Below are 25,487 nucleotides of genomic sequence, written 5' to 3' on the forward strand. Positions count from 1 at the left end.
AGTCGGCGTTTCTTAACTCTCCGTTAGGGTTAACAGAATATTTCTGCGGGAGGGAAGATGACCACGCAAATGGTCACGCGATGAACGGAGCCTTGGTGCCGATGCTGACCAACCGCAGGATGAACGCCAGCGCAAACAGGCTGATCAGCACGGCGTTGATGATGGCGCTTGCCGCAGGCGTCGCTGGCTGCGGAACCAGCAAATTGACGACTGGTTCGATTTCTCGTCCAAGCGGCAGGCCGCTGGAAACAATGTCGGCGGGCGAACTGCACAACGCTACGATGGCGCTCGGCCAGTCCTATGCGAAAAACCCCAGCGACAAGCGCATCGCCACAAATTATGCCGCGGCGCTGCAGATGGACGGCGACGCAGACCAATCGCTTGCGGTGATGCGCAAGCTGGCGATCGCCTTGCCGAAGGACCGCGACGTGCTCGCCGCCTATGGCAAGGCACTTGCCGCCAACGGACAGTTCGAACCGGCTCTCGATGCCGTGCGCCGCGCGCAGACCCCTGAATATCCTGATTGGAAACTGGTGTCGGCGGAAGCTGCTATTCTCGACCAGCTGGGCCAGAAGGATGAGGCGCGCCAAGGCTATCGCAAGGCGCTTGACCTCAGGCCGAACGAACCGTCGATCCTTTCCAATCTCGGCATGTCGTACGTGCTGGAAGGCGATTTGCGCACGGCCGAAACCTATATGCGCTCGGCCGCCCAGCAGCCGAATGCAGATAGCCGCGTTCGCCAGAACCTGGCGCTGGTCGTCGGTCTGCAAGGCCGTTTCGACGAGGCCGAGAAGATCGCCTCGCAAGAGCTGTCGCCGGATCAGGCGCAGGCTAACGTCGCTTACCTTCGCCAGATGCTGGCGCAGCAGAATGCCTGGAGCCAGCTCAAGGACCAGGACAAGGCAAAGCCTGCCACCAACTGACCGCTTCGACCGCCGAACCGGCGCGCGAATTCCGCAACATGTCTAACGCAAAGAGCCGCGCTGCACCGGCAGCGTGGCTGAATCGTATCAGCGTTTCTGGCAACGCCGCTGGTGCTACTCGCTGCTGGATTTCGGCTGGTCGCCGAAGATGCCGCGCTGGCTCACCTGGATGCCGGCGGGACCAAGAATGATGGCGAACAGTACCGGCAGGAAGAACAGGATCATCGGCACGGTGAGCTTCGGCGGCAGCGCGGCCGCCTTCTTCTCGGCGGCATTCATGCGCATGTCGCGGCTCTCACTGGCAAGCACCCGCAACGCATGCGCCACGGGCGTGCCGTAGCGCTCGGCCTGAACCAGCGCCTGGGACACCGACCTGACGGATTCCAGGCCAGTTCGGCTTGCAAGGTTCTCGTAGGCTTGCTTGCGCTCCTGCAGATAGGAAAGCTCGGCGTTGGTCAGGATGAATTCTTCCGCCAATGCCACAGATTGCGCGCCGATCTCATCGGCGACCTTGCGAAGCGCCGCTTCCACCGACATGCCGGACTCGACGCATATCAGCATCAGGTCGAGCGCGTCCGGCCACGCCATCTGAATCGACTGCTTGCGCTTGGTAGCGCGGTTGTTGACGTAGAGCACCGGCGCGTAGAACCCCGCATAGGCAACCACGATGCACACGAACAGCTTCACGAAAAACGGCTGCTCGGGCAATCCGCCGAGCACGAACAGATACATCGCCGCCAATGCAAAGCCGATGAAGGGCAGGACGAGACGGAAGAAAAGGAAGCGCGTCAGTGGATTTTGCCCGCGAAAACCCGCCACTTTCAATTTCTGCAAGGTACCTTCATCCGCCAGCGCACGCCTGAGATCCAGGCGATCGACAATATTGCGCATGCCGACCGACTGTTCTTCGCGCAGGCCCTTGCGGCGGCGGTCGGCTTCGATTGCCAGCCGCGCCCGCTGCTTGGCGCGCAGCTCATCGCGCTCCAGCGCCACGGATTTCATGCGCGCCTTGAGCTGGTTCCCGCCAAAGGCGGGCAGCAGCGTGAAGACGGTCGCAAACACCGCTATTCCGACCAGCAGTGCGATCAGCAGGGACGGATCGGTGAGAGTTCTGACGACGTGATCGGTCATACGCGAGTCCTAGACTTCGAAATTCATCATCTTGCGCATTACCAGGACGCCTATCGACATCCACACGCCGGAACAACCGAGGATCAGATTGCCGGTGCTGGTGGTGAATAGGGGCATGATGTAGTTCGGGCTCGTCAAATAGACGAGACAGGCGACGACGAAAGGCAACGCGCCGATAATCACGGCGGATGCCTTGGCTTCCATGGACAACGCCTGGACCTTGGCTTTCATTTTCTTGCGATCGCGAAGCACGCGCGAAAGATTGCCCAGCGCTTCGGAAAGATTGCCCCCGGCCTGAGACTGGATCTGGATGACGATGCCGAAGAAGCTCGCCTCGGTGCACGGCATCGTTTCTGGCATGCGCATGGCCGCGTCGGGGATCGACAAACCCATTTGCTGCGAATCGACGATGCGGCGGAACTCGGTCTTGACCGGCTCCGGGGATTCGTTGGCGATCAGGCGCACGGCATCGTTCAGCGGCAGGCCGGATTTTACCGCACGCACAATGATATCGAGCGCGTTCGGAAATTCGTTGAGGAACGCCTTGACGCGCCGCCCGCGGCGAAACGAGACGAACCAGCGTGGCAGACCCAAGACGCCGACCAGCAGCGCAGCCGGCAAGACCAGCAGCGGTGCGCCGATGAAATATATAAGAGCCGTCAAGACGACGCCGCAGGCCGCCGAGTAGACATAAAAGCGCTCAAGCGAGATCTTCATGCCGGCCTGACGGATTTGGATCTTCAGCGGTGGTTTTTTGACCAGGCTCTGATTGGACTTTTGCTTTTGATCGAGATCCTTCAGCGAATCCTGGACGGACTTGCGACGCTTGGCCGCTTCCGCGACGCGATCGCGCGAAGCCTTGACGACGGAACGATCCGTCTCGGCGGTCTTGATCGATTCAAGCCGCTTACCGACCTGCTTCTCGGTGCTGATCCGGTTGAACAGGAAAGCATAGGCCACAGCGCCGGCGCTGAAGCCGGCGAGCACGACGAATGCCAATACGGTGCCGTCAATTCCGAACATCGATCCTGGCCCCCACGGTTCCGGACGGATCAGTCAGCGCGCTTCTCCATTGCCTCGAGCGCAACGGCGAGGCGCTGCTCCTCGCCGTAATAGCGGGCACGCTCCCAGAAATGCGGACGGCCGATGCCGGTCGACACGTGCTCGCCCAGCAACCTGCCGTTCGCGTCCTCGCCCTTGATGTTATAGAGAACGATGTCCTGGGTGATGATGACGTCGCCCTCCATGCCGATCACCTCGGTGATGTGGGTGATGCGCCGCGATCCGTCGCGCAGGCGTGCAGCCTGTATGATCACGTCGACGGAGCCGACGATGATTTCGCGCACGGTTTTTTGCGGCAGCGTGTAGCCGCCCATGGCGATCATCGACTCTATACGGTTGAGGCATTCGCGCGGGCTGTTCGAATGGATCGTGCCCATCGAGCCGTCATGGCCAGTGTTCATCGCCTGCAGCAGGTCGAACACTTCGGGTCCGCGCACTTCGCCGACGATAATGCGTTCGGGCCGCATGCGCAGACAGTTCTTGACCAGGTCGCGCATGGTCACTTCGCCCTCGCCTTCGAGGTTGGGCGGGCGGGTTTCGAGACGCACCACATGCGGCTGCTGCAATTGCAGCTCAGCCGAGTCCTCGCAGGTGATGACGCGTTCCTCGCGGTCGATATAGTTGGTCAGGCAATTGAGCAGCGTCGTCTTGCCCGAGCCGGTACCGCCCGAGATGACGATGTTGCAACGGACACGGCCGATGATCTTGAGAATCTCGGCCCCTTGCGGCGAAATCGAGCCGAACTTGACCAACTGATCGAGCGTCAGCTTGTCCTTCTTGAACTTGCGGATGGTAAGTGCGGTGCCGTCAATAGCCAAGGGCGGTGCGATGACGTTGACACGCGAGCCATCAGGAAGACGCGCATCGCAGATCGGGCTTGATTCATCGACGCGGCGGCCGACCTGGCTGACGATACGCTGGCAGATGTTGAGGAGCTGCTGGTTATCACGGAACCGGATGCCGGTCTGCTCGACCTTGCCGTTGACTTCGATGTAGACGTTCTTGGAGCCGTTGACCATGATGTCGGCAATATCGTCGCGCGCAAGCAGTGGCTCCAGCGGCCCGTAGCCCAAAACGTCGTTGCAGATGTCCTCGAGAAGCTCTTCCTGCTCGGCGATGGACATCGCGAAATTCTTGATCGCGATGATGTCGTTGACGATGTCGCGGATTTCCTCGCGCGCGCTTTCGGGATCGAGCTTGGCCAGCTGCGACAGGTCGATCGTGTCGATCAGTGCGGCGAAGACCTGGCTTTTGGTGTCGTAGTAGGTTTCGCTCTTTTGGCGCTGGATAGTTTTCGGCTCCGGCGCCAATGGCGGCGGCTCGACTGCACGGCGAACCTGCGCTGCAGGCGCGCCGGACGGCGGCAGCGTCGCGGGTCTGGCAGCTATAGCCGCTTCCATGGGGTTCGCGGCAGCCGGCGCAGCAGCTGCGGGTGCGGGCTGACGGAATTCCGGGATGGTCCGGTTGCCGTCATCGCTGCCTCTTTTACCAAACATGATCGCTTACCAATTCCACCGCTGAGGCATCACTTCTTGTTGCGCGAAAGCTTGCCTATCAGGTTGCCGAGGCCAGCCTTTTTCTTCACCTTGATTTCGCTGCGCCCTGTCAGCACATGGGCGATCTCGTTGATCGTGGCGACGACCGGACTCTTGGCATCCATTTCACCAAGCATACGTCCGTTATTGGCAGCATTTCCGAACAAAAGCGGCTCGAACGGGATGACTGACATCGGCGAAAGGCCGAGGGATTCGGAGAAGTCGGACGGCGTAATCTCGGGACGCTTCGGCACACCGGCCTGGTTGATCACAAGCTTTGGCGCAGGATCGTTCGGACGAAGCCGCTTCAGCATGTCGACCAGGTTCTTCGTGTTGCGCAGATTGGCCAGTTCGGGCGTCGCCGTGATGACGATCTCATCGGCCTTGACCAGCGTGTTCTTGGTCCAGCCGGCCCACAAGTGGGGAACATCGAGCACGAGGAGCGGCGCGCTACGCTGGGCTATGTCGATAAGCTGGGTGAAAGCGTCGGGATCGAAATCGTAGACCCGCTCCAGGGTCGAAGGGGCCGCAAGTAGCGACAGGTGCTCGGCGCATTGGGCGAGCAGTCGGTCGAGATAGACCTCGTCGACGCGTTCCGGCGAGAAGACCGCCTCGGCAATGCCTTGGGCCGGGTCCTGGTCGAAGTTGATATTGGCCGTTCCGAAGGCGAGGTCGAGATCGGCGACAACCACTTCGGATTTGAAAAGGGACGACATGGCCCAGGCCACATTATGGGCTATGGTCGAGGAGCCGACGCCGCCCTTGGCGCCGATGAACGCAATCGAGCGGCCGATCGGCTCAGCTTCCGGATCAACGAAGATCGAAGACACCACGCTGACGATGTCGGCCATCGATACGGGCGCGATGACATATTCGGAGATGCCCGAACGAATGAGTTCGCGATACAGGCCGACATCGTTGTAGTGGCCGACAACCACCACCTTGGAGGTCGGGTCACAATGCTCGGAGAGCTGGGCGAGTTGTTCAAGCAACAGCTTCGGCTCGCTGCGGGATTCAAGCAGGATCAGGTTCGGTGTCGGCGCCGACTGATAGAATTCGATAGCGGTGGGGATGCCCCCCATATGCACCTTCAGATGGGCCTTGGCCATGCGGCGATCCTCGCCGGCGCGCTCGACCGGATTGGCTACGCCTTCGGTCTCGCAAAATGCCTGGATCGAAATGCGCGGGATCGGCCGCAACGCCTGCATCGCGGCAATATCCTGCTCCGAGGTTTCGCCGCCCGGTACCTCTGTGTCATAGGCAAGATTGCTCATTGTCATCACTTTCCGTGACTTGCGCGGCTTAGAGTTTGTTGAGCCTCAACACTCGTTAATAATCGACTTCCGAATTGCCGAGGAATTCGTCCGAAATACCCCTGTCACGATAGACGTCGATCACCGCGCCGCGATTTTCCGCGTCGATCGGCGACGGTTTGCGTGGCCCGATCAGATCGGACGGATTGGCCATCTGGGCAGCCAGGTTGTTCTGATACGAACAGCCGAAATCGGCATAGTGCTTGTTTTCCGAAGTCTGCAGCAGGTCTTCGGGCCAGCGCCCGCATTTATCCGTCTGAGCCTTCACCGAGACATAGGCAACGCGGACCGGTGCGGACGCTTCGGCTGAAACAGACTGATAGGACCGCATGGCGATCCGCTTCCGGCTGATGCCGCTGGCTATGGCGAGCCTGGCGAAATCGCGGCCGGCCGCGGCCGCTGCGATTTCGTTAGCTGAGCCGCTCGGAATCTCGATCGTCAGCACCGGAGCCGCGCTCCTGTCGTATCCGTTGAGAAAGCCCAGGAGCGTGTCACGCTGGGATCTGGTCATGCCACGGTCGCCGGCGCCGACCGGAAGGTCGATCTTCTGGACCTTCTCGGCGATGACGATAGGATGGGTGGTGCGATAGTCGTCCGGTATGGCACCGACCGTGACGCTGTCGCGATTGGCGCAGCCGGCCAGTGATGCCGCTACCGCGATCGCTATGATCGGAACGGCCGGCCGCCAGATCCGCGAATGAACGGACTGTATCGCGGTGACCGCCCTTGCCTTCGATACTGCCTGAGACATGTCGACTTCCCCGCTTACTTGTAGATAAAGCCGACAACGCCGTGATAGCGGCCGTTGGGCTTGTCGGTCTGCATGGTGCCGTAGACGCGGTTGACGCGGCCAAGGAACATGCCGGCGCCATCGCTGGCTGCGTTGAAATTGTCATCCGGCTTGGCAAGATCGTTGCGCGCCACCGGCTTCACCAGATAGGGCGTGATGATGATGACGAGTTCGGTCTCGTTGCGGACGAAATCCCTGCTGCGGAACAGCGTGCCTAGCACCGGTATTTTGGTCAGGCCGGGCAGCCCGGCAACCGCCTGCCTGATGTCGTCGCGGACAAGGCCCGCGATCATCATGGAACCGCCGGAGGGCAATTCCACCGTGGTGTCGGCCAGGCGTTTGCGGATCGACAGCAAAGTGGTGCCGGGTAAGTCGCCGGCTCCTTCCAGGACTGCGGCGCCTTCGGTCGTAGGTTCCGAAACCGACGTCCTCACTTTAAGGCTGATGCGGCCCGCCGAGAGCACGACCGGCTGGAATTCGAGCCCAATTCCATATTCAAGGCGTTCGTGCTCGTAGGTAATCTGGCCAGTTTGATTGTCGTTTGAAACGTTGCTTGTTCGGCCGGTGATGATATTGAATTCGCCGCCGACCTTGAAGGTCGCCTTCTCGCCGGAAACGGCGGTGAGAGTCGGCTCGGCCAGCGTCTTCATGACACCGCTTTGCTCCATGGCGTTTATGTACGCTTGAAGAGTTGAGCTGCCGATCGCCGCCCCCGAATATTGCGACAGTGGCTTTCCCAATCCGTATGCAGGCGTGGTGAGAGCGCTCCAACTGATGCCGTTGCTGCTGCCGTTGCCGACCATGTTGACGCCGAGCTGCTTCATCACCGTGCGGCTGACCTCGGCAACCGTCACCTTCAGCGTCACCTGGTCGTCGCCGATAATCTGCAGCAGGTTGATGATCTGGCTGACGCGGCGCTCGGCATCCGGGTTGTCGATGGCGACGCCGGCTTCGGCCGAACCGCCGGCAGCGGTCTGCGAATATTGACCCGTGGTAGCCTCGCCGCCGGACACGAAGATGTTTGCCAGATCAGCCGCGCGCTTGGCGTCAAGAGGAGTGTCGACGGTTCCGGTCAGAACGACGTTGTCGTTCAGCAACTCGACCTTGACCTCCGATGACGGGATGAAGCGCTTGATATAGTCCTCCAGCCCGGCAACATCGCGTTCGACCGCTAGGTCAAGGCTGACGATCTGCTCGCCATTCGGGCCAAAGACGAAGATGTTGGTCTCGCCGACCGCCTTTCCGAACAGATAGATGCGGCGGGCAGTGCGGGTCACTGCGTCGGCTACAGCGGGGTTGGCGACGAGAATATCATAGGCATCGCTCGGCAGGTCGATGACCACCGATTTATTGAGTCCGAGTTTGACCCGCTGGGTGGCGGTCGAAGCCGTGACCCTAGCATTGCCCGCCGCACTGGCATCGAGGATGCCATATGCATTCGTTCCAACGAGAAACAGGCCGATCGCCGCAGCCAGGGTGAGCGGCAGTTTGGTTTTTAGCCTCATTTCCTTGCCCCCACCTCGGAAACTTCGCCCGACTTGATCAACCGCACGGTGCCGCGCCGGCCATTGCCGGAAACCAGGTAGTCGGCCTCGCCCACATTCTTGTCCTGGCTGTCCTTGATCGAGCGCAGCGCCAGTGTCAGGCGATCCGCCATCTGCTGTGCGACGGTGATGATCTCGGACTGCTGCGGCGTCAGCTCCAGGGTGGCGGTCTGGCCGACTCTGGTCTTCTTGCCTTCCTCATCCTCCTGGATGGTCTGGTCGATCGCCAGGACACGAATGTTTTTGAGGATAGTTTCGGTCGTGAAGCCCGGACCACCGCCATTGGCGGCATCGGTTCTACGGGTCATGATGACGTCGACGAAATCGTTTGGAAGAATGAAGCCACCGGCCGAGGTGTCGGCCGAAATGCTTGTGGCGACAGCCCGCATGCCGGAGGGCAGGATCGACGACATGAAGCTTTGCCCTTCACCGATCAGCTTCGAGCGGCGCAGCGGCTCGCCGGCATAGAGCGCCACGCGGGCGACGGCGCCCTTCAGCTTGTCCAGCGCTTCAGGCTCGGCAGCGCGGGTGATGAAATTTGCGTTGATGCCGGCGGACGGCCATGACTCCCAGGAAATGTTGTTTTCAAGCGGACTGCCCATCGGAACGTCGCCGGAAAGAACAAGCACATCCTGCAGCGCGATCGCCGGCGCCTGAGGACCGGAATCGACAACCGGAGGCGGCGGAGCCACAACCATGTTCTTCGCGACATAGCCTGCACCACCGGCCGCGGCTATCGCCACGCCTAGAATAATTAATCGGGATGCTGGCATCTGTCCGAACCTCGCCTTGGCAAACCACTAGCCAAGCCGGACTTTGCAGCGGCAATCGTCAAAACAAGGTTAATGTTATACTTACGATCGTGATTAATTTAAGGTTTACATAAATTAGAGCGACAACTCTGGCCCGAAGGAAAACGGGGCCAATTCGCCTGCTCGGCGCCAACGGCGGAAAGCGAAATTCAGCCCGCCAGCCTGGTAAGCGCCCAGGCCATCAACGGTGAGTCGGAATAGGTGAGCAGACCGCCAATGCCAAGCGCAATGCCGTACGGAACGCCGGTCGCCTCATCGGCGAAATGGCGCAGGAACCGATTGTGGCTTGTGACGGCGGCAAGCAGCGATTTTCGATAGGCGATGATGGCAAGGGTCAGCAGACCGCCGATGAACGTCGAGGTGACGAGATACTCGACGAGATGGATGTTCAGTCCCATCCATACGGCAGTGGCGGCCAAGAGCTTGGCGTCACCGCCGCCCATGCCGCCAAGCGCGAACAGGCCGAATGTCACTACAAGAACCAGGCCGCCGGCGGCGAAGTGCCCGCCATAAGTGGCCCAGTCCATGCCGGTCAAGGGCGCAACCAAGGCAAAGACAACGACGAGCAGCACAGGCACGCGATTGGCGATCGTCATCGACAGCATGTCGGAGATCGCGGCAAAAAGCATGCAGAATGGAAAGACGACGAAGATCACGGCTTCAAGCATGGGCGTGGCGCCTGTGGTCAAACTGTACCCGGTCCCAGCCTAGGTATGTTCGATTAACGATTGATGAGGTCTAAAGTTCAAAATCATGCGTAGGACTAAATAAGGGCCGCCAGTGCGGCGGCCCTTATTGGGAAGCAACGGAATGTTGTTGCTTACGAAGCGTTGACCTTGGTGGCAATCTTGTCAAACTTGGCGTTCAGCGCGGTGCCGAGCGAGGTGGCGCCGACCATGATGGCGAGCGCGATGAGAGCGGCGATCAGACCGTATTCGATAGCGGTCGCGCCGGATTCGTCCTTCACAAAACGTGCGATGAGGTTAGACATTTGAGCTCCTACTCCAATTGTTACAGCACTTCCGTCAACTTCTCTTGGTGGCTGATCGGATACTGCGAATCTAAGGAGAAGCTGTTTCAATCGGCTTAATAAACAGGCTTACCGATTCCTTTCCCGCTTCGATGGCATTGCGTGGTTAACCCAGAACTAAAATCCCCGCCGCTAGGACCCCGGGCCGACAAAAGGCGCAAAAGGCGCAATTCGGCAAAGACGTTCCAGCCGTGCCGGCTAGGCCCAATGCCGGTTCCTGTGAACTCCAGCCGCTTAACGGTTGGTTCACCAATCTCGTTCATGTTCCGTTGAACAGTTTGCCAGGGGGCGCCTCAATGGCCGGGCCGAGATCATCATTTCCAGTTGCCGTGCTTTGTGCCGCAGCGGCTTTCGCCTTTCCAGCCAAGGCCGGCGTCGGCATCGAGGTGACGATGAACCAGGCAAAGATCATCAAATTGTCGCGCGCCGCCGATACGATTGTCGTCGGCAATCCGGCGATCGCCGACGCCTCCGTGCAGGACGCATCGACGATCGTACTGACCGGCAAGGGATTTGGCGTCACCAATCTTGTCGTCCTCGATCAGGAGGGCAACCCGATCGTCGATGAGCAAATAACCGTCGTGCGGCAGGCGGCGGCGTCGGTCCGCATCTATCGACGCGCCGAAGTGCAGACGATGTCCTGCGCGCCATATTGCGAAAGCTCGTATAAGAGCGATGCCGAAAAGGCCTCTGAAGCCGAGATGAGCGCCGGGCATTAGCTAGCCGACGTCTCCGTCTTTGGCGAGAACGTGCTTCGGTTATGGCCGGGTTAAGGCCTTCCCGTTGAATTTAACGGTCATTCCAACCGGACTTCAATCGGTTCCGACTAAGGGTGGGACCGATACAGAAGCGGCATCGGCGGGCAGAGGACATGAGCAAGGCTGGACGAGCAGGTTCTCCAAGACGGTTTTTAGGCGACCGCCGCGGAAGCACGGCGATCGAATTCGCCATGCTTGCAATTCCTTTCGCACTTCTTGTATTCGCCATACTGGAGAGCTGCATTTCTTTTGCCGCACAGGAAGTGATGGCAAACGCCACAGACGACATCGCGCGTCAGTTGCGTACCGGCCAGCTAAGACCGGCCGATGTGTCCGGGACCAAGCTGCGGGACAAGATCTGCGCCAAGCTGGAGATCATGGTCGCCAAGACCTGTCCCGGACTGCTGGTGGATTTGCGCGAGTATCCGACCTTCGCCGATGCGGCGCTGGCCGGTTTCAAGATCCAGGATGGCGACGTCGTGCTGACCAAGGGCACGAGCACACAGACCTTCACCGTCGCACCTGGCCTGGCGGAGTCGAGAAACATGCTGCGGGTTTTTTACAAATGGCCGGTGATGACCGACTTTATGGCCAAATCGATGGCCAACCTGAAGGACGGCAAAACGCTGCATTTTGCCTCGATCACTTGGCAGAACGAGCCGTTCGACAACTGAGCCACCTAGTCGCTTGAAAAGGGCAAAGCCATGATTCGTGCGGGGGCACAGTTGGGCATCGCAGGGATTTGTACAAGAGCAGTCCGGCTTTGCTCGGACCGCCGCGGTATTGCGGCCGTCGAGTTTGCCCTCATCGTGCCTGTCCTGTTGATCATGTACTTTATGACAATGGAGGCCTCGCAAGCCATCGAGACCAGCAAGAAGGTCAGCCGCATCGGCAGCATGGTAGCGGACCTCGTCACACAGCAGCAGACCATCAAGGCGGCCGATGTCGATGCCATCATGGCGATCGGCAGTTCCACGCTCCAGCCCTACAACCGCTCGAAACCGAAGATCATTATCACGGCGATACAGGTGACGAACGAGACGACGCCGAAAGTCCTGGTCGTGTGGTCGCGCAAACTGGTGGATGGCGTCTCTAGCCTCGACGCGGTCAAGGATTCCACCACAACGGTCCCGAGCGCGCTCAAGATCAAAGGCACTTTCCTCATTCGGGTCGAGAGCGATCTCGCCTACAAGCCAATCATCACCTGGTCGGCGGACGGCCAAAGCCGGTTCGGGTTGAGCTCGGTCTTCAATTCGATATCGATGGCGGAAACTTATTATCTGCGGCCGCGCAGGAGCCCGACCATTCCGTGCAGTGATTGCTGACGCCTGAAGCCCGCTAACCGGTCTTTTGCTATTGGTTGCAACCGCGGGCCGAGACTAGACGCACGATGGCTGCAGCCAGCACATAGTCCCTCGGACCGGCAACGGTTCGGCGACGATACCGATACGGAACGTTCCGATAACATAGCGCCAATCGGCGCGCGCCAGGTTTGCGCAAGACGCATCTAGCAGCAAAGCCAGTACGGCGGCGAATGCTGTCAGGGCAAGCCTCATGCGAGCTCCGCGCCGCGCATTTCCATCCGCAGATCGACCATGCCGCGATTCGTCTCTCCGGGACCAGCATGCCAACCGTGCTGTTTGGGTTTCCGAATTGCCAATGGCGACGCGGAACCCTATGTCTGAGCCAACACAGGCAATGATGAACCTTTCGATGGCACGCGCCTTCCTTTTTGTCCTCGACTCCTTCGGCATCGGCGGCGCGGCCGATGCCGAACGCTATGGCGACACCGGCTCCAACACGTTCGCACACATCGCGCGGGCCTGCGCGGAAGGCCGCGCCGATCGCGAAGGCCTGCGTGACGGGCCCCTTCTTGTACCAAACATGCTCTCGCTCGGCCTCGGCCAGGCCGCGGCAACGGCGACGGGTTTCAGGTTCGAGAATGCCGGCAGTGCGCCGCTTGCCGCCGCCTTTCACGGCGCGGCCCAAGAGGTTTCGAGCGGCAAGGACACGCCATCGGGCCATTGGGAAATAGCCGGCCTGCCGGTCCGTTTCGACTGGGGTTACTTCCCGGACACGATTCCGGCCTTTCCGGCCGAGTTGACCGAAGCAATGGTGCGTGAAGGGAAGGTGCCTGGCATCCTCGGCAATTGCCATGCTCCGGGCACCGAAATCATCGAACGGTTCGGCGAAGACCATATCCGTACCGACAAGCCGATCTGCTACACCTCGATCGACTCCGTCCTGCAGATCGCCGTGCATGAGGTTCATTTCGGCCTGGAACGGCTTTACGAGTTCTGCAAGGTGGTGCGCAGGCTCGTCGATCCGCTTAATATCGGCCGCGTCATAGCACGGCCGTTCATCGGTGAAACCGCCGCCACGTTCGAGCGAACGCATAATCGTCGCGACTATGCCGTACCGCCGCCGGAACCGACGCTGCTCGACCGGCTGACGGCGCGCGGCAGCCGGGTTATCGCGGTCGGCAAGATCGGCGACATTTTCGCCCATCGGGGCATCTCGGAAGTCCGCAAGGCTGCCGGCAACATGGCGATGTTCGACAAAGCGCTTGGCGCCATGGAAGACGCCCGCGACGGCGACCTCGTCTTCGCGAACTTTGTCGATTTCGACACCGAGTTCGGGCATCGGCGCGACGTTGCGGGGTATGCCGCCGCGCTCGAGGCGTTCGACCGGCGCCTGCCCGAGGCATTCGCACGGCTGAGGTCAGGCGATCTGCTCATTTTGACCGCCGATCACGGCAACGATCCGACGTGGCGCGGCACCGACCACACGCGCGAGCGGATTCCGGTTATCGGGACACAGCCGGGTTTCAAAGGCGCAGACATCGGACTGAGGATGACATTTGCCGACATCGGCGAAACCGTGGCCGAACATCTCGGGCTGACGCGCGGCCCTTACGGCACCTCCTTCCATGCGATGATAGGCGGCCATGCCTGAGCTGCCGGAGGTGGAGACGGTCAGGCGCGGTCTGCAGCCGGCCCTTGAAGGTGCCCGCATTGTCGGTGTCGAGGCACGCCGGCCGGATTTGCGGTTTCCGTTCCCCGCGAAATTTTCGGAGCGGCTGACCGGCAAGACGATTGCGGCGCTCGGCCGCCGTGCCAAATATCTGACAATGCACATGGACAACGGCCCGGTTCTGATCTGCCATCTCGGCATGTCGGGTTCGTTTCGCATCGAAACGGCCGACGAGAGCGCAACGCCCGGCGCGTTCCACCACGAACGTTCGAAAAACACTGCTCACGATCACGTCGTCTTCGACATCGCATCCCCTGCCGGCGTCCGCTCTCGCGTGATCTTCAACGACCCGCGCCGCTTCGGGTTCATGCTGTTTTCGGAAGGCGAGCCCGACATGCATCCGATGCTGGCCGGATTAGGCGTCGAGCCTACAGGCAACGCACTGGACGGCACGCTGCTCGCTTCGTTGCTGAAAGGTCGCAAGTCACCGCTGAAAGCGGCACTTCTGGACCAGAGGCTAATTGCCGGGCTAGGCAATATCTACGTCTCGGAAGCGCTTTGGCGGGCCGGCCTGTCGCCGCTGCGCGAAGCGGGCACCCTCGCGAGAGCCGGCAAGAAAGCCAAAGAGCAGAGCGAACGCCTGGCCGAAGCTATCCGCTCGGTCGTCACCGATGCGATCGCCGCCGGCGGCTCGTCGTTGCGCGACTATATGCAGACCGATGGATCGCTGGGCTACTTCCAGCATTCCTTCGCGGTTTACGATCGCGAGGGCGAAGCCTGCTCCAAGCCTGGTTGTGGCGGCCACATCGAGCGTATCGTGCAAAGCGGTCGTTCGACTTTCCACTGCCGGGCCTGTCAGGCTTAAACCAGAAGCGAGGAGGAGCAAAGCATGGGCTATGAAACCATCATCGTCGAAACCCGCGGCAAGGTCGGGCTGATTACGCTGAACCGGCCGCAGGCGCTCAACGCACTGAATTCACAAGTGCTGGCGGAACTGGTCGCGTCGGTGAAAAGCATGGGCGCCAATGCCGACATTGGCGCCATGGTCATCACTGGTTCGGAGAAGGCTTTCGCGGCAGGTGCCGATATCAAGGAAATGCAGTCGATCTCCTATGTGGATGCCTATGTGCAGGATTTCTTCGTCGGCTGGGAAGAATTTACGCGGGCACGAAAGCCGATCATCGCGGCGGTGGCGGGCTATGCGCTGGGGGGCGGCTGCGAACTGGCGATGATGTGCGACTTCATCATCGCCGCCGACACCGCCAAGTTTGGCCAACCCGAGATCACGCTGGGCGTCATGCCCGGCATGGGCGGATCGCAGCGCCTGACCCGCTTTGTCGGCAAGTCGAAGGCAATGGATATGTGCCTGACGGGACGAATGATGGACGCAGCCGAGGCCGAGCGTTCCGGCCTTGTCTCGCGCGTCGTGCCAGCCGGCGAGTTGATCGAGGAAGCGCTTAAGGCAGCAGCGAAGATCGCCGATTTTTCCTTGCCGTCGGTGATGATGGCGAAGGAGGCCGTCAACCGCGCCTATGAGACGACGCTCACCGAGGGTCTGCGGTTCGAGCGCCGGCTGTTTCATTCGCTGTTTGCGCTGGATGACCAGAAGGAAGGCATGGCGGCCTTCACCGGCAAGCGGAAGCCGAATTTCACGAACCGATGAGATGACGAGGCACCGGTCAAAAAGAAAACACTGCAGCGTTGACGTGCCGGAAAAGCTGAACTATAAGCCGCAACAACCGAGGCGGCCCTGTGGCTGCCCGTTTGTTTTTTGCGCCCCGCGGTATCCCGCAAGCGCCCACCAGATCAGAAGAGAGGCACCATGGCCAATACCTCCTCGGCCAAAAAGGCAACGCGCAAGATCGCCCGTCGCGCAGCGATCAACAAGAACCGCCGCTCCCGCGTCCGAACCTACATCCGCCAGGTCGAAGAGGCGCTCGCGGCTGGCGACAAGGCGGCCGCACAGGCTGCCTTCAAGGTGGCCGAGCCGGAACTGATGCGCGCCGCGACCAAGGGCGTGGTGCACAAGAACACGGCATCGCGCAAGGTGTCGCGGTTGGCCCAACGGGTCAAGGTGCTGTCAGCCTGATATATCCATTCTTGAACTGCGCTACTTCAAACCCGGCCAATCGCGCCGGGTTTTTTCGTTTGCCGGCAAGTACTTAAAAGAAAGCCCGCAAAATGGCGCTCCGCGAGCATTTCAAAGTTCGAAATGCTTTGCCGGCATATACATGCCTGCTCATATTCGGAGCCTCCGAAACCGCCAATACGAAAATTTCCGAGCGTCACGGATTACCGTTTCCTTTCAGAAGCTTACCGATGGTGATCCACAGCTTGTTCACATCAGCTGCGGCTGATAGGCGACAATTGGCTGTCAAGTGAATTATTTCAGAAAATTTCGCGTTGTGTGGCCTTTTTCATATTCGCCGGAAAAGGGTTTGAATCACAATGGCTTTGTCAAAATCAACTATTGCAGCATGGCGTTCGAAACGTCCCTTGCTAGTCAGATTCCTTAAAAATCCGTTAGGGGTGGCCTTGCCCTATCCACAGCGATTTCGGTAATGTCTGTCCATCGAAGGGATGGGCCCTTGGCCCTTGACCAGCCTGAAACCGGCCAGCTCAAATTGGCAGAGTTTACAGCGCGGCTTCAACTCCGCGGACGGGGTTGGTTTGTCTTTTCGATACGGTAGGGGACTGGCGTAATTGTACATGGCAGGTCGATGGTGCGCCGGCGGTTTTTCGCCGGACGGCATTTTGTTGCCCTGACATGACCAAAGCGGATCGGCTCTTCGGCGCCGGACCGACAACGAGGCGATTCATCAGCCGGCGGCGGCGATGGTGTCGCAGCCAAGACACGGTCGCCGGAAACATGGATGCAGGAGGCGCATCCCCGGCGGAAAACAGGTACAAGAGACAAGGAACTCGATCATGCAGAGCGGCGGCATCGAAAGGGAGCTTACAGGCGACCTCCCATTTCCTGGAACGTTAGTCGGAAGGAACGACATGGCGGCTTCCAATGAAGCTGAACAGAAGTTCGATCGGGTCAAGGCCCAGTTGAAGGCGCGTCTGGGAACCGAGGTCTATTCGAGCTGGTTCGGGCGCATGAAGGTCGCTGAATGCTCTAAGGGCATTGTTCGCATCTCAGTGCCAACCGCATTCCTGCGTTCATGGATCAACGGCCATTATCTCGATCTCATCACCGAGTTGTGGAAGCACGAAGATCCGGAGATCCTCAAGATCGAGATCGTGGTTCGCACCGCCACACGGCAGGGCCGCAACAGCGTCGAGCCAGAAGTGGCGCCGGCGCGCAAGATGACCAGGCAGACGCAAACCGCGCTCTCTGCGGGCACGGCGAGCCCCAGCAGGGTCGAACGGGTCCCGGCACCCCGCCCGGGGATGCCGGCAGAAACCGAGTTCCGGCACAATGTTCTCGGTTCGCCACTCGATCCACGCTACACTTTCACCTCCTTCATCGAAGGACCATCGAACCGAGTGGCTTTTGCCGCCGCCAAGGCGGTCGCGGAATCGCAGTCGAGCGCGGTGCGTTTTAATCCGCTCTTTCTTCACGCAACGGTCGGACTGGGCAAGACGCATCTGTTGCAGGCGATCGCCGCAGAATCGCTGAAGCAGAATCCGAAATCGCGGGTCGTCTATCTGACGGCTGAGTATTTCATGTGGCGGTTCGCCACCGCGATCCGCGACAACAACGCACTGACGTTGAAAGAACAGCTGCGCGATATCGACCTCCTCATCATCGACGACATGCAGTTCCTGCAGGGCAAGTCGATCCAGCACGAATTCTGCCATTTGATCAACATGCTGCTCGACAGCGCCAAGCAGGTGGTGGTCGCTGCCGACCGGCCGCCGTCCGAATTGGAGTCGCTGGAGCCACGCGTCCGCTCGCGCCTCAACGGCGGCGTCGCGCTGGAAATGTCGGCCCCGGATTTCGCCATGCGTATTGGTATGCTCAAGCTCAGGCTTGCCACCGCCAAGCTCGACGATGCGTCGCTGGATATTTCCGAAGAGATACTCAACCACGTCGCCCGCACGGTGACCGGCAGCGGGCGCGAGCTCGAAGGCGCCTTCAACCAGCTTTTGTTTCGCCAATCCTTCGAACCGCAGATCACCATCGACCGCATCGATGAGATCCTTGGCCACATCTATCGTTCGGGCGAACCGAAGCGGGTGCGTATCGAGGACATCCAGCGCATCGTCGCGCGCCACTACAACGTGTCGAAGACCGAACTGCTGTCCAACCGGCGCACACGCACCATCGTCAAGCCGCGGCAGGTCGCTATGTATCTGTCGAAGGTGTTGACGCCGCGCTCGCTGCCGGAGATCGGGCGGCGTTTCGGCGGCCGCGACCATACGACCGTGCTGCATGCGGTGCGCAAGATCGAGGATCTTTCCGGTGCCGACAACACACTGGCGCAGGAACTCGAATTGCTGAGAAGGCTGATCAACGACCAGGCCTGATGGCCCGAAAAACGCCGGCTCGCGGACTTCGGCCTTTTTATGCCTAGAAAGCCCGCGCAGCCGGTCCGAACCGGTGGCGCGGGCTTGCGTTTGCCGGGTTTTTCCTGTCAGTTTACGCAGATTCTGAGCCTGTTCAGACCTTTCGCGGGGCACCGCTTGCCGGAGACCCGTTCATTCATTCAAGCGAGCCTGTTTCGTCATGCGTGTTATCCTGGAACGGTCAAATCTCCTGAAGTCTCTCAACCATGTTCACCGCGTGGTCGAGCGGCGCAACACCATTCCGATCCTGTCGAACGTGCTGCTCAGCGCCGAGGGGGCCAGCCTTGAAATGAAGGCGACCGACCTCGACCTGGAGGTGACCGAAGCGACGCCGGCAAAGGTCGAGCGCGGCGGGGCGACAACGGTCCCGGCGCATCTGCTCTACGACATCGTGCGCAAGCTTGCCGACGGCGCGGAGGTGGCGCTGAAGACCGACGAAGACGGCAACGCCATGACGGTGACGTCGGGGCGCTCGAGCTTCCGCCTGCAGTGCCTGCCGCAGTCCGACTTTCCCGAACTTTCAGCCGGGTCGTTCTCGCATATTTTCCGGCTCGATTCCGTCGGACTAAAGGGCCTCATCGAAAAGACCCAGTTCGCCATCTCGACCGAGGAGACGCGCTATTATCTGAACGGCATTTATCTGCACACGCACGAGGCCGGCGGCAAGCTGAAACTGCGCTCTGTCGCGACCGACGGCCACCGGCTGGCGCGGGCCGAGATCGATGCGCCGGCAGGCTCTGAGGGCATGCCTGGCGTCATCATCCCGCGAAAGACGGTCAGCGAGTTGCAAAAGCTGGTCGACGATCCCGATGTTGCAGTCACCACCGAGTTGTCCGACACCAAGATTCGTTTCACCATCGGCAGCGTTATCTTGACCTCCAAGCTGATCGACGGCACTTTCCCGGACTACCAGCGCGTCATTCCGACCGGCAACGACAAGAAGCTGATTATCGATCGCCAGAGTTTCGCCGCTGCCGTCGATCGCGTTTCGACCATTTCGTCCGAACGCGGCCGGGCGGTGAAGCTTTCGATCGCCGAAGGACAGGTCACGCTTGCGGTCAACAACCCGGATTCGGGCAGTGCCACCGAGGAACTGGCGGCCGACTATTCGTCTGATCCGATCGAGATCGGCTTCAACGCCAAATACCTGCTCGACGTTGCCGCGCAACTGACCGGCACGGAGGCGAAGTTCATGCTGGCGGATGCCGGTTCCCCGACGCTGATCCACGATATGGCCGACGAGACCGCGCTCTACGTGCTGATGCCGATGCGGGTGTAGGGCCCGAACGGGGCCATCTTGCTGCCGTGACCAAATCTGCAAAACCGCAGCAGACCTACATAAGTAAGCTCACACTTACGAATTTCCGCAACTATGCGGCGTTGGCAATCGACCTTGATCCCGGCGCCGTGGTTTTTTCCGGCGACAATGGCGCCGGAAAAACCAATCTGCTTGAAGCGATCTCGCTGCTCACGCCTGGCCGCGGCTTGCGCCGCGCACCCTATGCCGAGGTGGCGCGCGAAGGCGGTGATGGTGGCTTTGCGCTGCATGCCCGGCTTGACGGGCCGGAAGGCCAGGTCGAGATCGGTACCGGAATAGCGGGCAGCGACGGCGAAGGCGGCCGGCGAGTGCGGATCAACGGCGCGGCGGCACGCTCAGCCGAAGACATGCTGGAATGGCTGCGCGTGGTCTGGTTGACACCGGCTATGGACGGCCTGTTCCCCGGGCCGGCGGCCGATCGTCGGCGCTTCCTCGACCGGCTGGTGCTTGCGATCGATCCCGGCCACGGCCAGCGCGCGCTTGACTACGAAAAGGCAATGCGCGGCCGCAACAGGCTGCTCGCCGACGGTTCGCGCGACAGTGCGTGGTTCGATGCGATCGAGATGCAAATGGCTGAGACCGGCGTGGCAATTGCCGCGGCGCGTGCCGAACTGGTGCGCCTGCTCGCCGCCATGATCGACCGGCTGCCCGGCGACGGACCGTTTCCGCAAGCCGACATCGGCATCTCGGGCGAACTGGAAGGCGAAATCGGTGTTTTACCGGCCGTCGACGTAGAGGAACGGTTCCGTCGCGCCCTTGCCCAGGGGCGCGACCGCGACCGCACCGCCGGGCGCACGCTCGACGGCCCGCACCGTACCGACCTCGTGGTGCGCCACCGGCCCAAAGCGATGCCAGCCGAGCTCTGTTCGACCGGCGAGCAGAAGGCGCTGCTGGTCGGCATCGTCTTATCGCATGCGCGGCTAACCGGCGAAATATCGGGCATGACGCCGATCCTGCTGCTCGACGAGATTGCCGCCCATCTCGACGGCGGTCGACGGGCGGCCTTGTTCTCGATCCTGGAGGAACTGAACTGCCAGGCCTTCATGACCGGGACCGATGCCGCGTTGTTTGACAGCCTCAAGGGACGAGCGCAGTTCCTGACCGTAGATCACGGTAAGGTCAGGCCGACCATTTGACCTTCGGCCATGGCGCGCACTTCTGAGCGGCACGCATTGATGCCTGACAAGTTTTTTCCTCCGTTATATGGTCCCGGGGATGATCACAGCCGCCCTTACCGACGAAGAGCTCGAACGCTACGCCCGCCACATAGTGCTGCCCGAAATCGGCGGCGCCGGCCAGCAGCGGCTAAAGCGGGCGCGGGTGCTGGTCATTGGCGCCGGCGGATTGGGTGCGCCGGTGCTCGAATATCTCGCCGCTGCGGGCGTTGGCACGCTCGGTATCGTCGACGACGACAGCGTCTCCCTTTCCAACCTGCAACGACAAGTGATTCACGGCACGGACATGGTCGGCATGGCAAAAACCGACAGTGCCAAGGCTGCGATCACCCGCATCAATCCAAACGTAGTCGTGGAAGAGCACAATTTCAGGCTGACCGCAGACACCGCCCCTGCCCTCATCGCCCGTTATGACATCGTCGTTGACGGCTCCGACAATTTCGAGGCACGCTACGCAGTGGCCGACGCCTGCGCCGCCGAAAGCCGGCCGCTCGTGCACGCCGCCGTTGGCCGCTTCGACGGCTCGGTCACCGTACTGAAGCCTTTCGAGACCGGCCCGGACGGCAAGTTGAACCCAAGCTACCGCGATCTTTTTCCCGAAGCACCGCCGCCGGGACTGGTGCCGTCCTGCGCGGTGGCCGGCATTGTCGGCGCGCTGACCGGGGTCATCGGCACGCTGCAAGCAATGGAAGCGATCAAGCTGATCACCGGGATTGGCGAGCCGCTGGTCGGGCGACTGTTGCTCTACGATGCGCTGGCGGCACGCTTCGACACGATCCGCTACAAGCGAACCAGCCCGTGAGCCAGTCTGCCGAGGTCTCCATTGTGCAGCTTGCGGCCGATTTCGACCGGTGGGACGAGGTCCTGGCTCTGATCATGCGCGCCTTCGCCTTCATGGACGGCGTCATTGACCCGCCGTCCTCGGCGCATCGCCTTACCGTTGAAAATCTCAGGGCTAGAGCGCTGGAGGAGACAGCATTCCTGGCCCTGAAGGAAAACGAGATCGTCGCTTGCGTCTTCGTCCTTAAGCGCGCAAACGACCTCTATATTGGAAAGCTCGCGGTCGAGCCGACGCTTCAGGGACAAGGCGTCGGAAAACAGCTGATGCAGGCCGTCGAAGATCTTGCCCGCAGCCACAACAGGACCGCCATCGAGCTCCAGACCCGGATCGAGCTGACCGGAAATCACGCAGCCTTTGCCCGCCTCGGTTTTCGTGAAACCGAACGGACAGCGCACAAGGGCTACGACCGGCCGACCTCGATCACCATGCGCAAGATGCTTCCCGTAGGCAAACGCTATCCAAAGACGAACGCGCGGTTGCCGCGGCAAGACCATGCCGGCGCGATGGCAGGTCACGCCCTCAGCGGCAGCACACGGTCGGGCGGACGATGACCGTCGAAGAAGGCGCGGATGTTGATGATTACCTTCTCGCCCATGTCGATACGGCCTTCGAGGGTCGCCGAGCCCATATGCGGCAACAGCACGACCTTGCCTTTGTGGGCAAGTTTCAGCAGCTTGCTGTTCAGCGCCGGCTCGTGCTCGTAGACGTCGAGGCCGGCGCCGGCGATCTTGCCGTCATGGATGAGCTTGACCAGCGATTCCTCATCGATGATATCGCCGCGCGCGGTGTTGACTATGTAAGCTGACGGTTGCAGAAGCGCCAGCCGCCGCGCCGAAAGCAGGTGGAAGGTTGCCGGTGTCGATGGGCAATTGACCGAGATAATGTCCATTCGGGCGAGCATCTGGTCGAGGCTTTCCCAATATGTCGCTTCCAACTCGTCCTCGATTGCCGGAAGCACGCGGTGGCGGTTGTGGTAGTGGATCGAGAGGCCAAAGGCCTTGGCGCGCCTGGCGACGGCGGTGCCGATGCGACCCATGCCGACAATGCCGAGCCGTTTGCCCCAGATGCGCCGGCCGAGCATCCAAGTCGGCGACCAGCCCGCCCATTTCTTGTCGCCGGTCAGCACGTTGGCGCCTTCGGCCAGCCGCCGCGGCACGGCCAGCATTAGCGCCATGGTCATGTCGGCCGTATCTTCGGTCAACACGTTCGGCGTGTTGGTGACGGTGATGCCTTTCTTGGCCGCTGCCGCAACATCGATCTTGTCAACGCCATTGCCAAAATTGGCGATCAGCTTGAGGTTGTCGCCAGCCTGGGCAATCAGCGCCGCATCGATATTGTCGGTGACGGTCGGCACCAGCACGTCGGCCTCCTTGACCGCCGCCACCAATTCCGGCTGCGTCATCGGCCTGTCCTCGACATTCAAGCGGGCGTCGAACAACTCGCGCATGCGGGTCTCGACCGGGTCGGGCAATTTGCGCGTGATGATGACGAGGGGCTTCTTTTTGCCTGCCATTGTTTCCTCGAACCCGATCTCGTTGAGACCTCTTTAACCAAGAACGGCGAAACTGAGAGCCGATCGCGGTACCGGTCATTCATGTAACAAGCGGTTCCGCCGAAGACAAAGAAAAAGGGGCGAAGGCCGATGGGCCGGCGCCGAAAGGAACGAAAGTGTCTGGTTTCGCGTCGCTCCGCCTGACCCTCAGTGCAGCATTCCTCGGCGCTCTCATCCATAGCCCACTGGTGATGGCGCAAAGTGCCGCGGCACCCGCCCAGAGCGTCACGCTCGGACCAAGCGGCTTGCCGCTGCCGCGCTTCGTCAGCCTGAAATCCGGCCGCGTCAACTCGCGCGTTGGGCCGGGCGTCAATTATTCCGTCGACTGGATGTATATGAAGCCAGGCCTGCCGATGGAGATCATCCAGGAGTTCGATACGTGGCGCCGTGTGCGCGATGCCGACGGCTCGGAAGGCTGGATCAATCAGTCGCTGCTTTCGGGCCGCCGCACGGCGATCGTCGCCCCCTGGCAGCGCGGCAAGGACGCTCGCGTCAACCTCCTAGACGACCCGGCAAAAGATGCTGGCGTCATCGCGATCCTCGAACCGGGGGTGATGGGCACGATCAAGTCCTGCGATGGCCAGTGGTGCGAAATGACCTTCGACGGTCATACCGGCTGGCTCGCGCAGTCGCTCGTCTGGGGTGCCTATCCCGGCGAAAAGGTCAAGAACTGACGTTTCTGGACCGCAGGTCGGGCCAGCACGGCAAGCACCGGATCCGGCACTTGTTTCGCTGATCTTCGGTTCGGGGATGGTTTAGCGGCCGATGCGGCCGAGATGGGTATCCTGGAAACTGCTCGACAGCTTCAAGCCATATCCCAAACAACCACCAGGAACACCAGCGATCGCATAGAAGACAAAAGCCGCCACCGCGACGGCGACCCATTCAAAGCCGGAGCGTCAAATCCAGGAATTCATAAGGCGCCGGTCAGTCGCAGCGTTTCGGACGCAGTCTCACCACGATATCGACATTGGCGATCTCCATGCCTTCCGGCGGTTCCGGCAGGTTGGAAACCGTCACCGGGCCGCTGTCGATATCGAAGATCCTGTTTTCGCCCTCGATATAGAAATGATGGTGATCGGATGTGTTGGTGTCGAAATAAGTCTTCGATCCCTCGACGGCAAGGATGCGCAGAAGACCTGCCTGGGTAAACTGGTGCAGAGCATTGTAGACGGTGGCCAGGGACACCGGCACGCCGGCGGCAAGCGCCTCCTCGTGCAGTTCCTCGGCCGAAAGATGGCGGTCGCCCTTGGCGAAAAGCAGATCGGCCAGTGCGATGCGCTGGCGTGTCGGCCTCAGACCGGCCTCGCGAACCCGCTTGTCCACAGCGACATTATCCTTCCGGCAACCCAGATCCATCTATCCGTCGCGCTCACAGTTCCGCCTCAGACACGTCCAACATGGCAGAAATTGAGCATCTGCCGAAACTGGACGTGTCCTGACATATATTCTGTCGACCGAATGCGATCAATAGCGCGCATTGACCCGGGCAGACGGGCAGGTTAAGCGCAAACGCCGGTTTCCGGCCTGAAACAGATTGTGTTAGGAAACCACCGACAAGGGCGCCTTTCGCCCGGGACGATCACGGGGACGAGATTGATGGCGGGTTCGAAATCCAGCTACGGTTACGAGGAATTGCTTGCCTGCGCCCGCGGCGAGCTGTTCGGACCGGGAAATGCGCAGCTGCCCTATCCGCCGATGCTGATGTTCGACCGCATCACCGAGATCAGCGAAACTGGCGGTGCGTTCGACAAGGGTTTCATCCGCGCGGAGTTCGATATCAAGCCGGATTTGTGGTTTTTCGCCTGCCATTTCATCGGCAATCCGATCATGCCGGGATGCCTGGGCCTGGACGCCATGTGGCAGTTGACGGGGTTCTATCTCGGATGGCTCGGTGAACCCGGCAAGGGAATGGCGCTGTCGACCGGGGAGGTGAGGTTCAAAGGCATGGTCACGCCAACGGTCAAGAAGGTGGAGTATGGCGTCGACTTCAAGCGGGTGATGCGCGGTCGGCTTGTGCTTGGTATCGCCGATGGCTGGCTGAAGGCAGATGGCGAGCCCATATATGCGGCAACGGATCTGAAGGTCGGTCTTTCCAAGCAATCGGCCGCCGTCTGAACGAAGACCCTACAGTGCCACGTCTTGGACGTCCAAAGGACGCTGTAGCACTTTAATTTTGCGCATGGTTCCGTTCCGCAAATCGATTTCAGGTTTC

General features: G+C 60.7%; 25 protein-coding genes and 2 pseudogenes. 15 read left to right on the forward strand and 12 right to left on the reverse strand.

Going from position 1 to position 25,487, the window contains the following annotated elements; genetic code table 11:
• The first annotated feature begins 101 nt into the window (after positions 1 to 101).
• A complete protein-coding gene (locus NKJ17_RS02505; protein ID WP_254816398.1) occupies positions 102 to 923 on the forward strand; it encodes a tetratricopeptide repeat protein in 822 nt (273 codons plus the stop codon).
• A gap of 114 nt (positions 924 to 1,037) precedes the next feature.
• Here NKJ17_RS02505 and NKJ17_RS02510 read toward each other — a convergent pair whose 3' ends face one another.
• From NKJ17_RS02510 to NKJ17_RS02550, 9 genes are all read right to left on the reverse strand, one after another.
• Positions 1,038 to 2,054 carry a type II secretion system F family protein gene (locus NKJ17_RS02510; RefSeq protein ID WP_254816298.1) on the reverse strand — a complete coding sequence of 339 codons (1,017 nt, stop codon included), beginning with the start codon at positions 2,052 to 2,054 and terminating at the stop codon, positions 1,038 to 1,040.
• A 9-nt stretch (positions 2,055 to 2,063) separates the two neighbouring features.
• Entirely contained in the window at positions 2,064 to 3,077 is a 1,014-nt protein-coding gene (locus NKJ17_RS02515; RefSeq protein ID WP_352506159.1) for a type II secretion system F family protein, read from the reverse strand.
• 29 nt (positions 3,078 to 3,106) lie between these two features.
• Positions 3,107 to 4,612, reverse strand: a complete 1,506-nt coding sequence (locus NKJ17_RS02520) for a TadA family conjugal transfer-associated ATPase (RefSeq protein ID WP_352475953.1) — start codon at positions 4,610 to 4,612, stop codon at positions 3,107 to 3,109.
• A 29-nt stretch (positions 4,613 to 4,641) separates the two neighbouring features.
• Entirely contained in the window at positions 4,642 to 5,925 is a 1,284-nt protein-coding gene (locus tag NKJ17_RS02525) for a CpaE/TadZ family protein (RefSeq protein ID WP_254816295.1), read from the reverse strand.
• A gap of 55 nt (positions 5,926 to 5,980) precedes the next feature.
• A complete protein-coding gene (locus NKJ17_RS02530) occupies positions 5,981 to 6,715 on the reverse strand; it encodes a CpaD family pilus assembly protein (protein ID WP_352506158.1) in 735 nt (244 codons plus the stop codon).
• Positions 6,716 to 6,729: 14 nt separating this feature from the next.
• On the reverse strand, positions 6,730 to 8,259 hold the full coding sequence (locus tag NKJ17_RS02535) for a type II and III secretion system protein family protein (protein WP_352506157.1): 1,530 nt from the start codon (positions 8,257 to 8,259) through the stop codon (positions 6,730 to 6,732).
• Complete coding sequence (gene cpaB, locus NKJ17_RS02540) at positions 8,256 to 9,071, reverse strand: Flp pilus assembly protein CpaB (protein ID WP_254816292.1); 816 nt, start codon at positions 9,069 to 9,071, stop codon at positions 8,256 to 8,258. Before cpaB ends, NKJ17_RS02535 begins: the two co-directional genes overlap by 4 nt.
• Before the next feature lie 188 nt (positions 9,072 to 9,259).
• Positions 9,260 to 9,778 (reverse strand): A24 family peptidase, encoded by a 519-nt coding sequence (locus NKJ17_RS02545; RefSeq protein ID WP_254816291.1) that lies wholly within the window; start codon positions 9,776 to 9,778, stop codon positions 9,260 to 9,262.
• Positions 9,779 to 9,930: 152 nt separating this feature from the next.
• Positions 9,931 to 10,101, reverse strand: a complete 171-nt coding sequence (locus NKJ17_RS02550) for a Flp family type IVb pilin (protein ID WP_254816290.1) — start codon at positions 10,099 to 10,101, stop codon at positions 9,931 to 9,933.
• Between the two features lie 335 nt (positions 10,102 to 10,436).
• Here NKJ17_RS02550 and NKJ17_RS02555 point away from each other — a divergent pair, with 335 nt between their 5' ends.
• From NKJ17_RS02555 to NKJ17_RS02565, 3 genes are all read left to right on the forward strand, one after another.
• On the forward strand, positions 10,437 to 10,859 hold the full coding sequence (locus tag NKJ17_RS02555; RefSeq protein ID WP_352506156.1) for a pilus assembly protein N-terminal domain-containing protein: 423 nt from the start codon (positions 10,437 to 10,439) through the stop codon (positions 10,857 to 10,859).
• Between the two features lie 152 nt (positions 10,860 to 11,011).
• Positions 11,012 to 11,572, forward strand: coding sequence for a TadE/TadG family type IV pilus assembly protein (locus tag NKJ17_RS02560; RefSeq protein WP_352506155.1), 561 nt, complete (start codon positions 11,012 to 11,014; stop codon positions 11,570 to 11,572).
• Between the two features lie 30 nt (positions 11,573 to 11,602).
• Positions 11,603 to 12,223: a TadE/TadG family type IV pilus assembly protein gene (locus NKJ17_RS02565; protein ID WP_254816287.1), complete on the forward strand. Its 621-nt coding sequence runs from the start codon at positions 11,603 to 11,605 to the stop codon at positions 12,221 to 12,223.
• Positions 12,224 to 12,325: 102 nt separating this feature from the next.
• On the opposite strand, the pseudogene NKJ17_RS34000 reads toward NKJ17_RS02565, so the two are convergent.
• Positions 12,326 to 12,454 (reverse strand): annotated as a pseudogene (locus NKJ17_RS34000) (phosphate/phosphite/phosphonate ABC transporter substrate-binding protein); the annotation flags it as partial.
• 157 nt (positions 12,455 to 12,611) lie between these two features.
• On the opposite strand from NKJ17_RS34000, the gene NKJ17_RS02570 reads away from it, so the two are divergent.
• The 9 genes and pseudogenes from NKJ17_RS02570 to NKJ17_RS02610 form a co-directional block, all read left to right on the forward strand.
• Positions 12,612 to 13,853 (forward strand): phosphopentomutase, encoded by a 1,242-nt coding sequence (locus NKJ17_RS02570; RefSeq protein ID WP_352686796.1) that lies wholly within the window; start codon positions 12,612 to 12,614, stop codon positions 13,851 to 13,853.
• Positions 13,846 to 14,736 (forward strand): bifunctional DNA-formamidopyrimidine glycosylase/DNA-(apurinic or apyrimidinic site) lyase, encoded by an 891-nt coding sequence (gene mutM / locus NKJ17_RS02575; RefSeq protein WP_352506154.1) that lies wholly within the window; start codon positions 13,846 to 13,848, stop codon positions 14,734 to 14,736. Before NKJ17_RS02570 ends, mutM begins: the two co-directional genes overlap by 8 nt.
• A gap of 24 nt (positions 14,737 to 14,760) precedes the next feature.
• Positions 14,761 to 15,534 (forward strand): enoyl-CoA hydratase, encoded by a 774-nt coding sequence (locus NKJ17_RS02580; RefSeq protein WP_352506153.1) that lies wholly within the window; start codon positions 14,761 to 14,763, stop codon positions 15,532 to 15,534.
• A 159-nt stretch (positions 15,535 to 15,693) separates the two neighbouring features.
• Positions 15,694 to 15,960, forward strand: coding sequence for a 30S ribosomal protein S20 (rpsT, locus tag NKJ17_RS02585; protein WP_023676922.1), 267 nt, complete (start codon positions 15,694 to 15,696; stop codon positions 15,958 to 15,960).
• A gap of 839 nt (positions 15,961 to 16,799) precedes the next feature.
• Entirely contained in the window at positions 16,800 to 18,347 is a 1,548-nt protein-coding gene (gene dnaA, locus NKJ17_RS02590; RefSeq protein ID WP_502899814.1) for a chromosomal replication initiator protein DnaA, read from the forward strand.
• A 199-nt stretch (positions 18,348 to 18,546) separates the two neighbouring features.
• Entirely contained in the window at positions 18,547 to 19,665 is a 1,119-nt protein-coding gene (gene dnaN / locus NKJ17_RS02595) for a DNA polymerase III subunit beta (protein WP_023676920.1), read from the forward strand.
• 26 nt (positions 19,666 to 19,691) lie between these two features.
• On the forward strand, positions 19,692 to 20,840 hold the full coding sequence (gene recF, locus NKJ17_RS02600) for a DNA replication/repair protein RecF (RefSeq protein WP_352506151.1): 1,149 nt from the start codon (positions 19,692 to 19,694) through the stop codon (positions 20,838 to 20,840).
• Between the two features lie 79 nt (positions 20,841 to 20,919).
• Positions 20,920 to 21,681, forward strand: a complete 762-nt coding sequence (locus tag NKJ17_RS02605; protein WP_352506150.1) for a molybdopterin-synthase adenylyltransferase MoeB — start codon at positions 20,920 to 20,922, stop codon at positions 21,679 to 21,681.
• Positions 21,678 to 22,160, forward strand: a pseudogene (locus NKJ17_RS02610) (GNAT family N-acetyltransferase); the annotation flags it as partial. The gene NKJ17_RS02605 and the pseudogene NKJ17_RS02610, both read left to right, overlap by 4 nt.
• A 71-nt stretch (positions 22,161 to 22,231) precedes the next feature.
• On the opposite strand, the gene NKJ17_RS02615 reads toward NKJ17_RS02610, so the two are convergent.
• The gene (locus NKJ17_RS02615) at positions 22,232 to 23,233 is read right to left on the reverse strand and encodes a 2-hydroxyacid dehydrogenase (protein WP_254816279.1); all 1,002 of its coding nucleotides are present in this window, start codon (positions 23,231 to 23,233) and stop codon (positions 22,232 to 22,234) included.
• Positions 23,234 to 23,388: 155 nt separating this feature from the next.
• Between NKJ17_RS02615 and NKJ17_RS02620 the strand changes: the two genes are divergently transcribed.
• A complete protein-coding gene (locus tag NKJ17_RS02620) occupies positions 23,389 to 23,946 on the forward strand; it encodes an SH3 domain-containing protein (RefSeq protein WP_023676915.1) in 558 nt (185 codons plus the stop codon).
• Positions 23,947 to 24,199: 253 nt separating this feature from the next.
• On the opposite strand, the gene irrA is transcribed toward NKJ17_RS02620, so the two are convergent.
• The gene (gene irrA / locus NKJ17_RS02625) at positions 24,200 to 24,631 is read right to left on the reverse strand and encodes an iron response transcriptional regulator IrrA (protein WP_023676913.1); all 432 of its coding nucleotides are present in this window, start codon (positions 24,629 to 24,631) and stop codon (positions 24,200 to 24,202) included.
• 240 nt (positions 24,632 to 24,871) lie between these two features.
• Here irrA and fabA point away from each other — a divergent pair, with 240 nt between their 5' ends.
• A complete protein-coding gene (gene fabA / locus NKJ17_RS02630; RefSeq protein ID WP_352506149.1) occupies positions 24,872 to 25,390 on the forward strand; it encodes a 3-hydroxyacyl-[acyl-carrier-protein] dehydratase FabA in 519 nt (172 codons plus the stop codon).
• Positions 25,391 to 25,487: the final 97 nt, after the last annotated feature.

This window comes from Mesorhizobium sp. M0208, from assembly GCF_040322015.1.
Classification (GTDB): Bacteria; Pseudomonadota; Alphaproteobacteria; order Rhizobiales; family Rhizobiaceae; genus Mesorhizobium.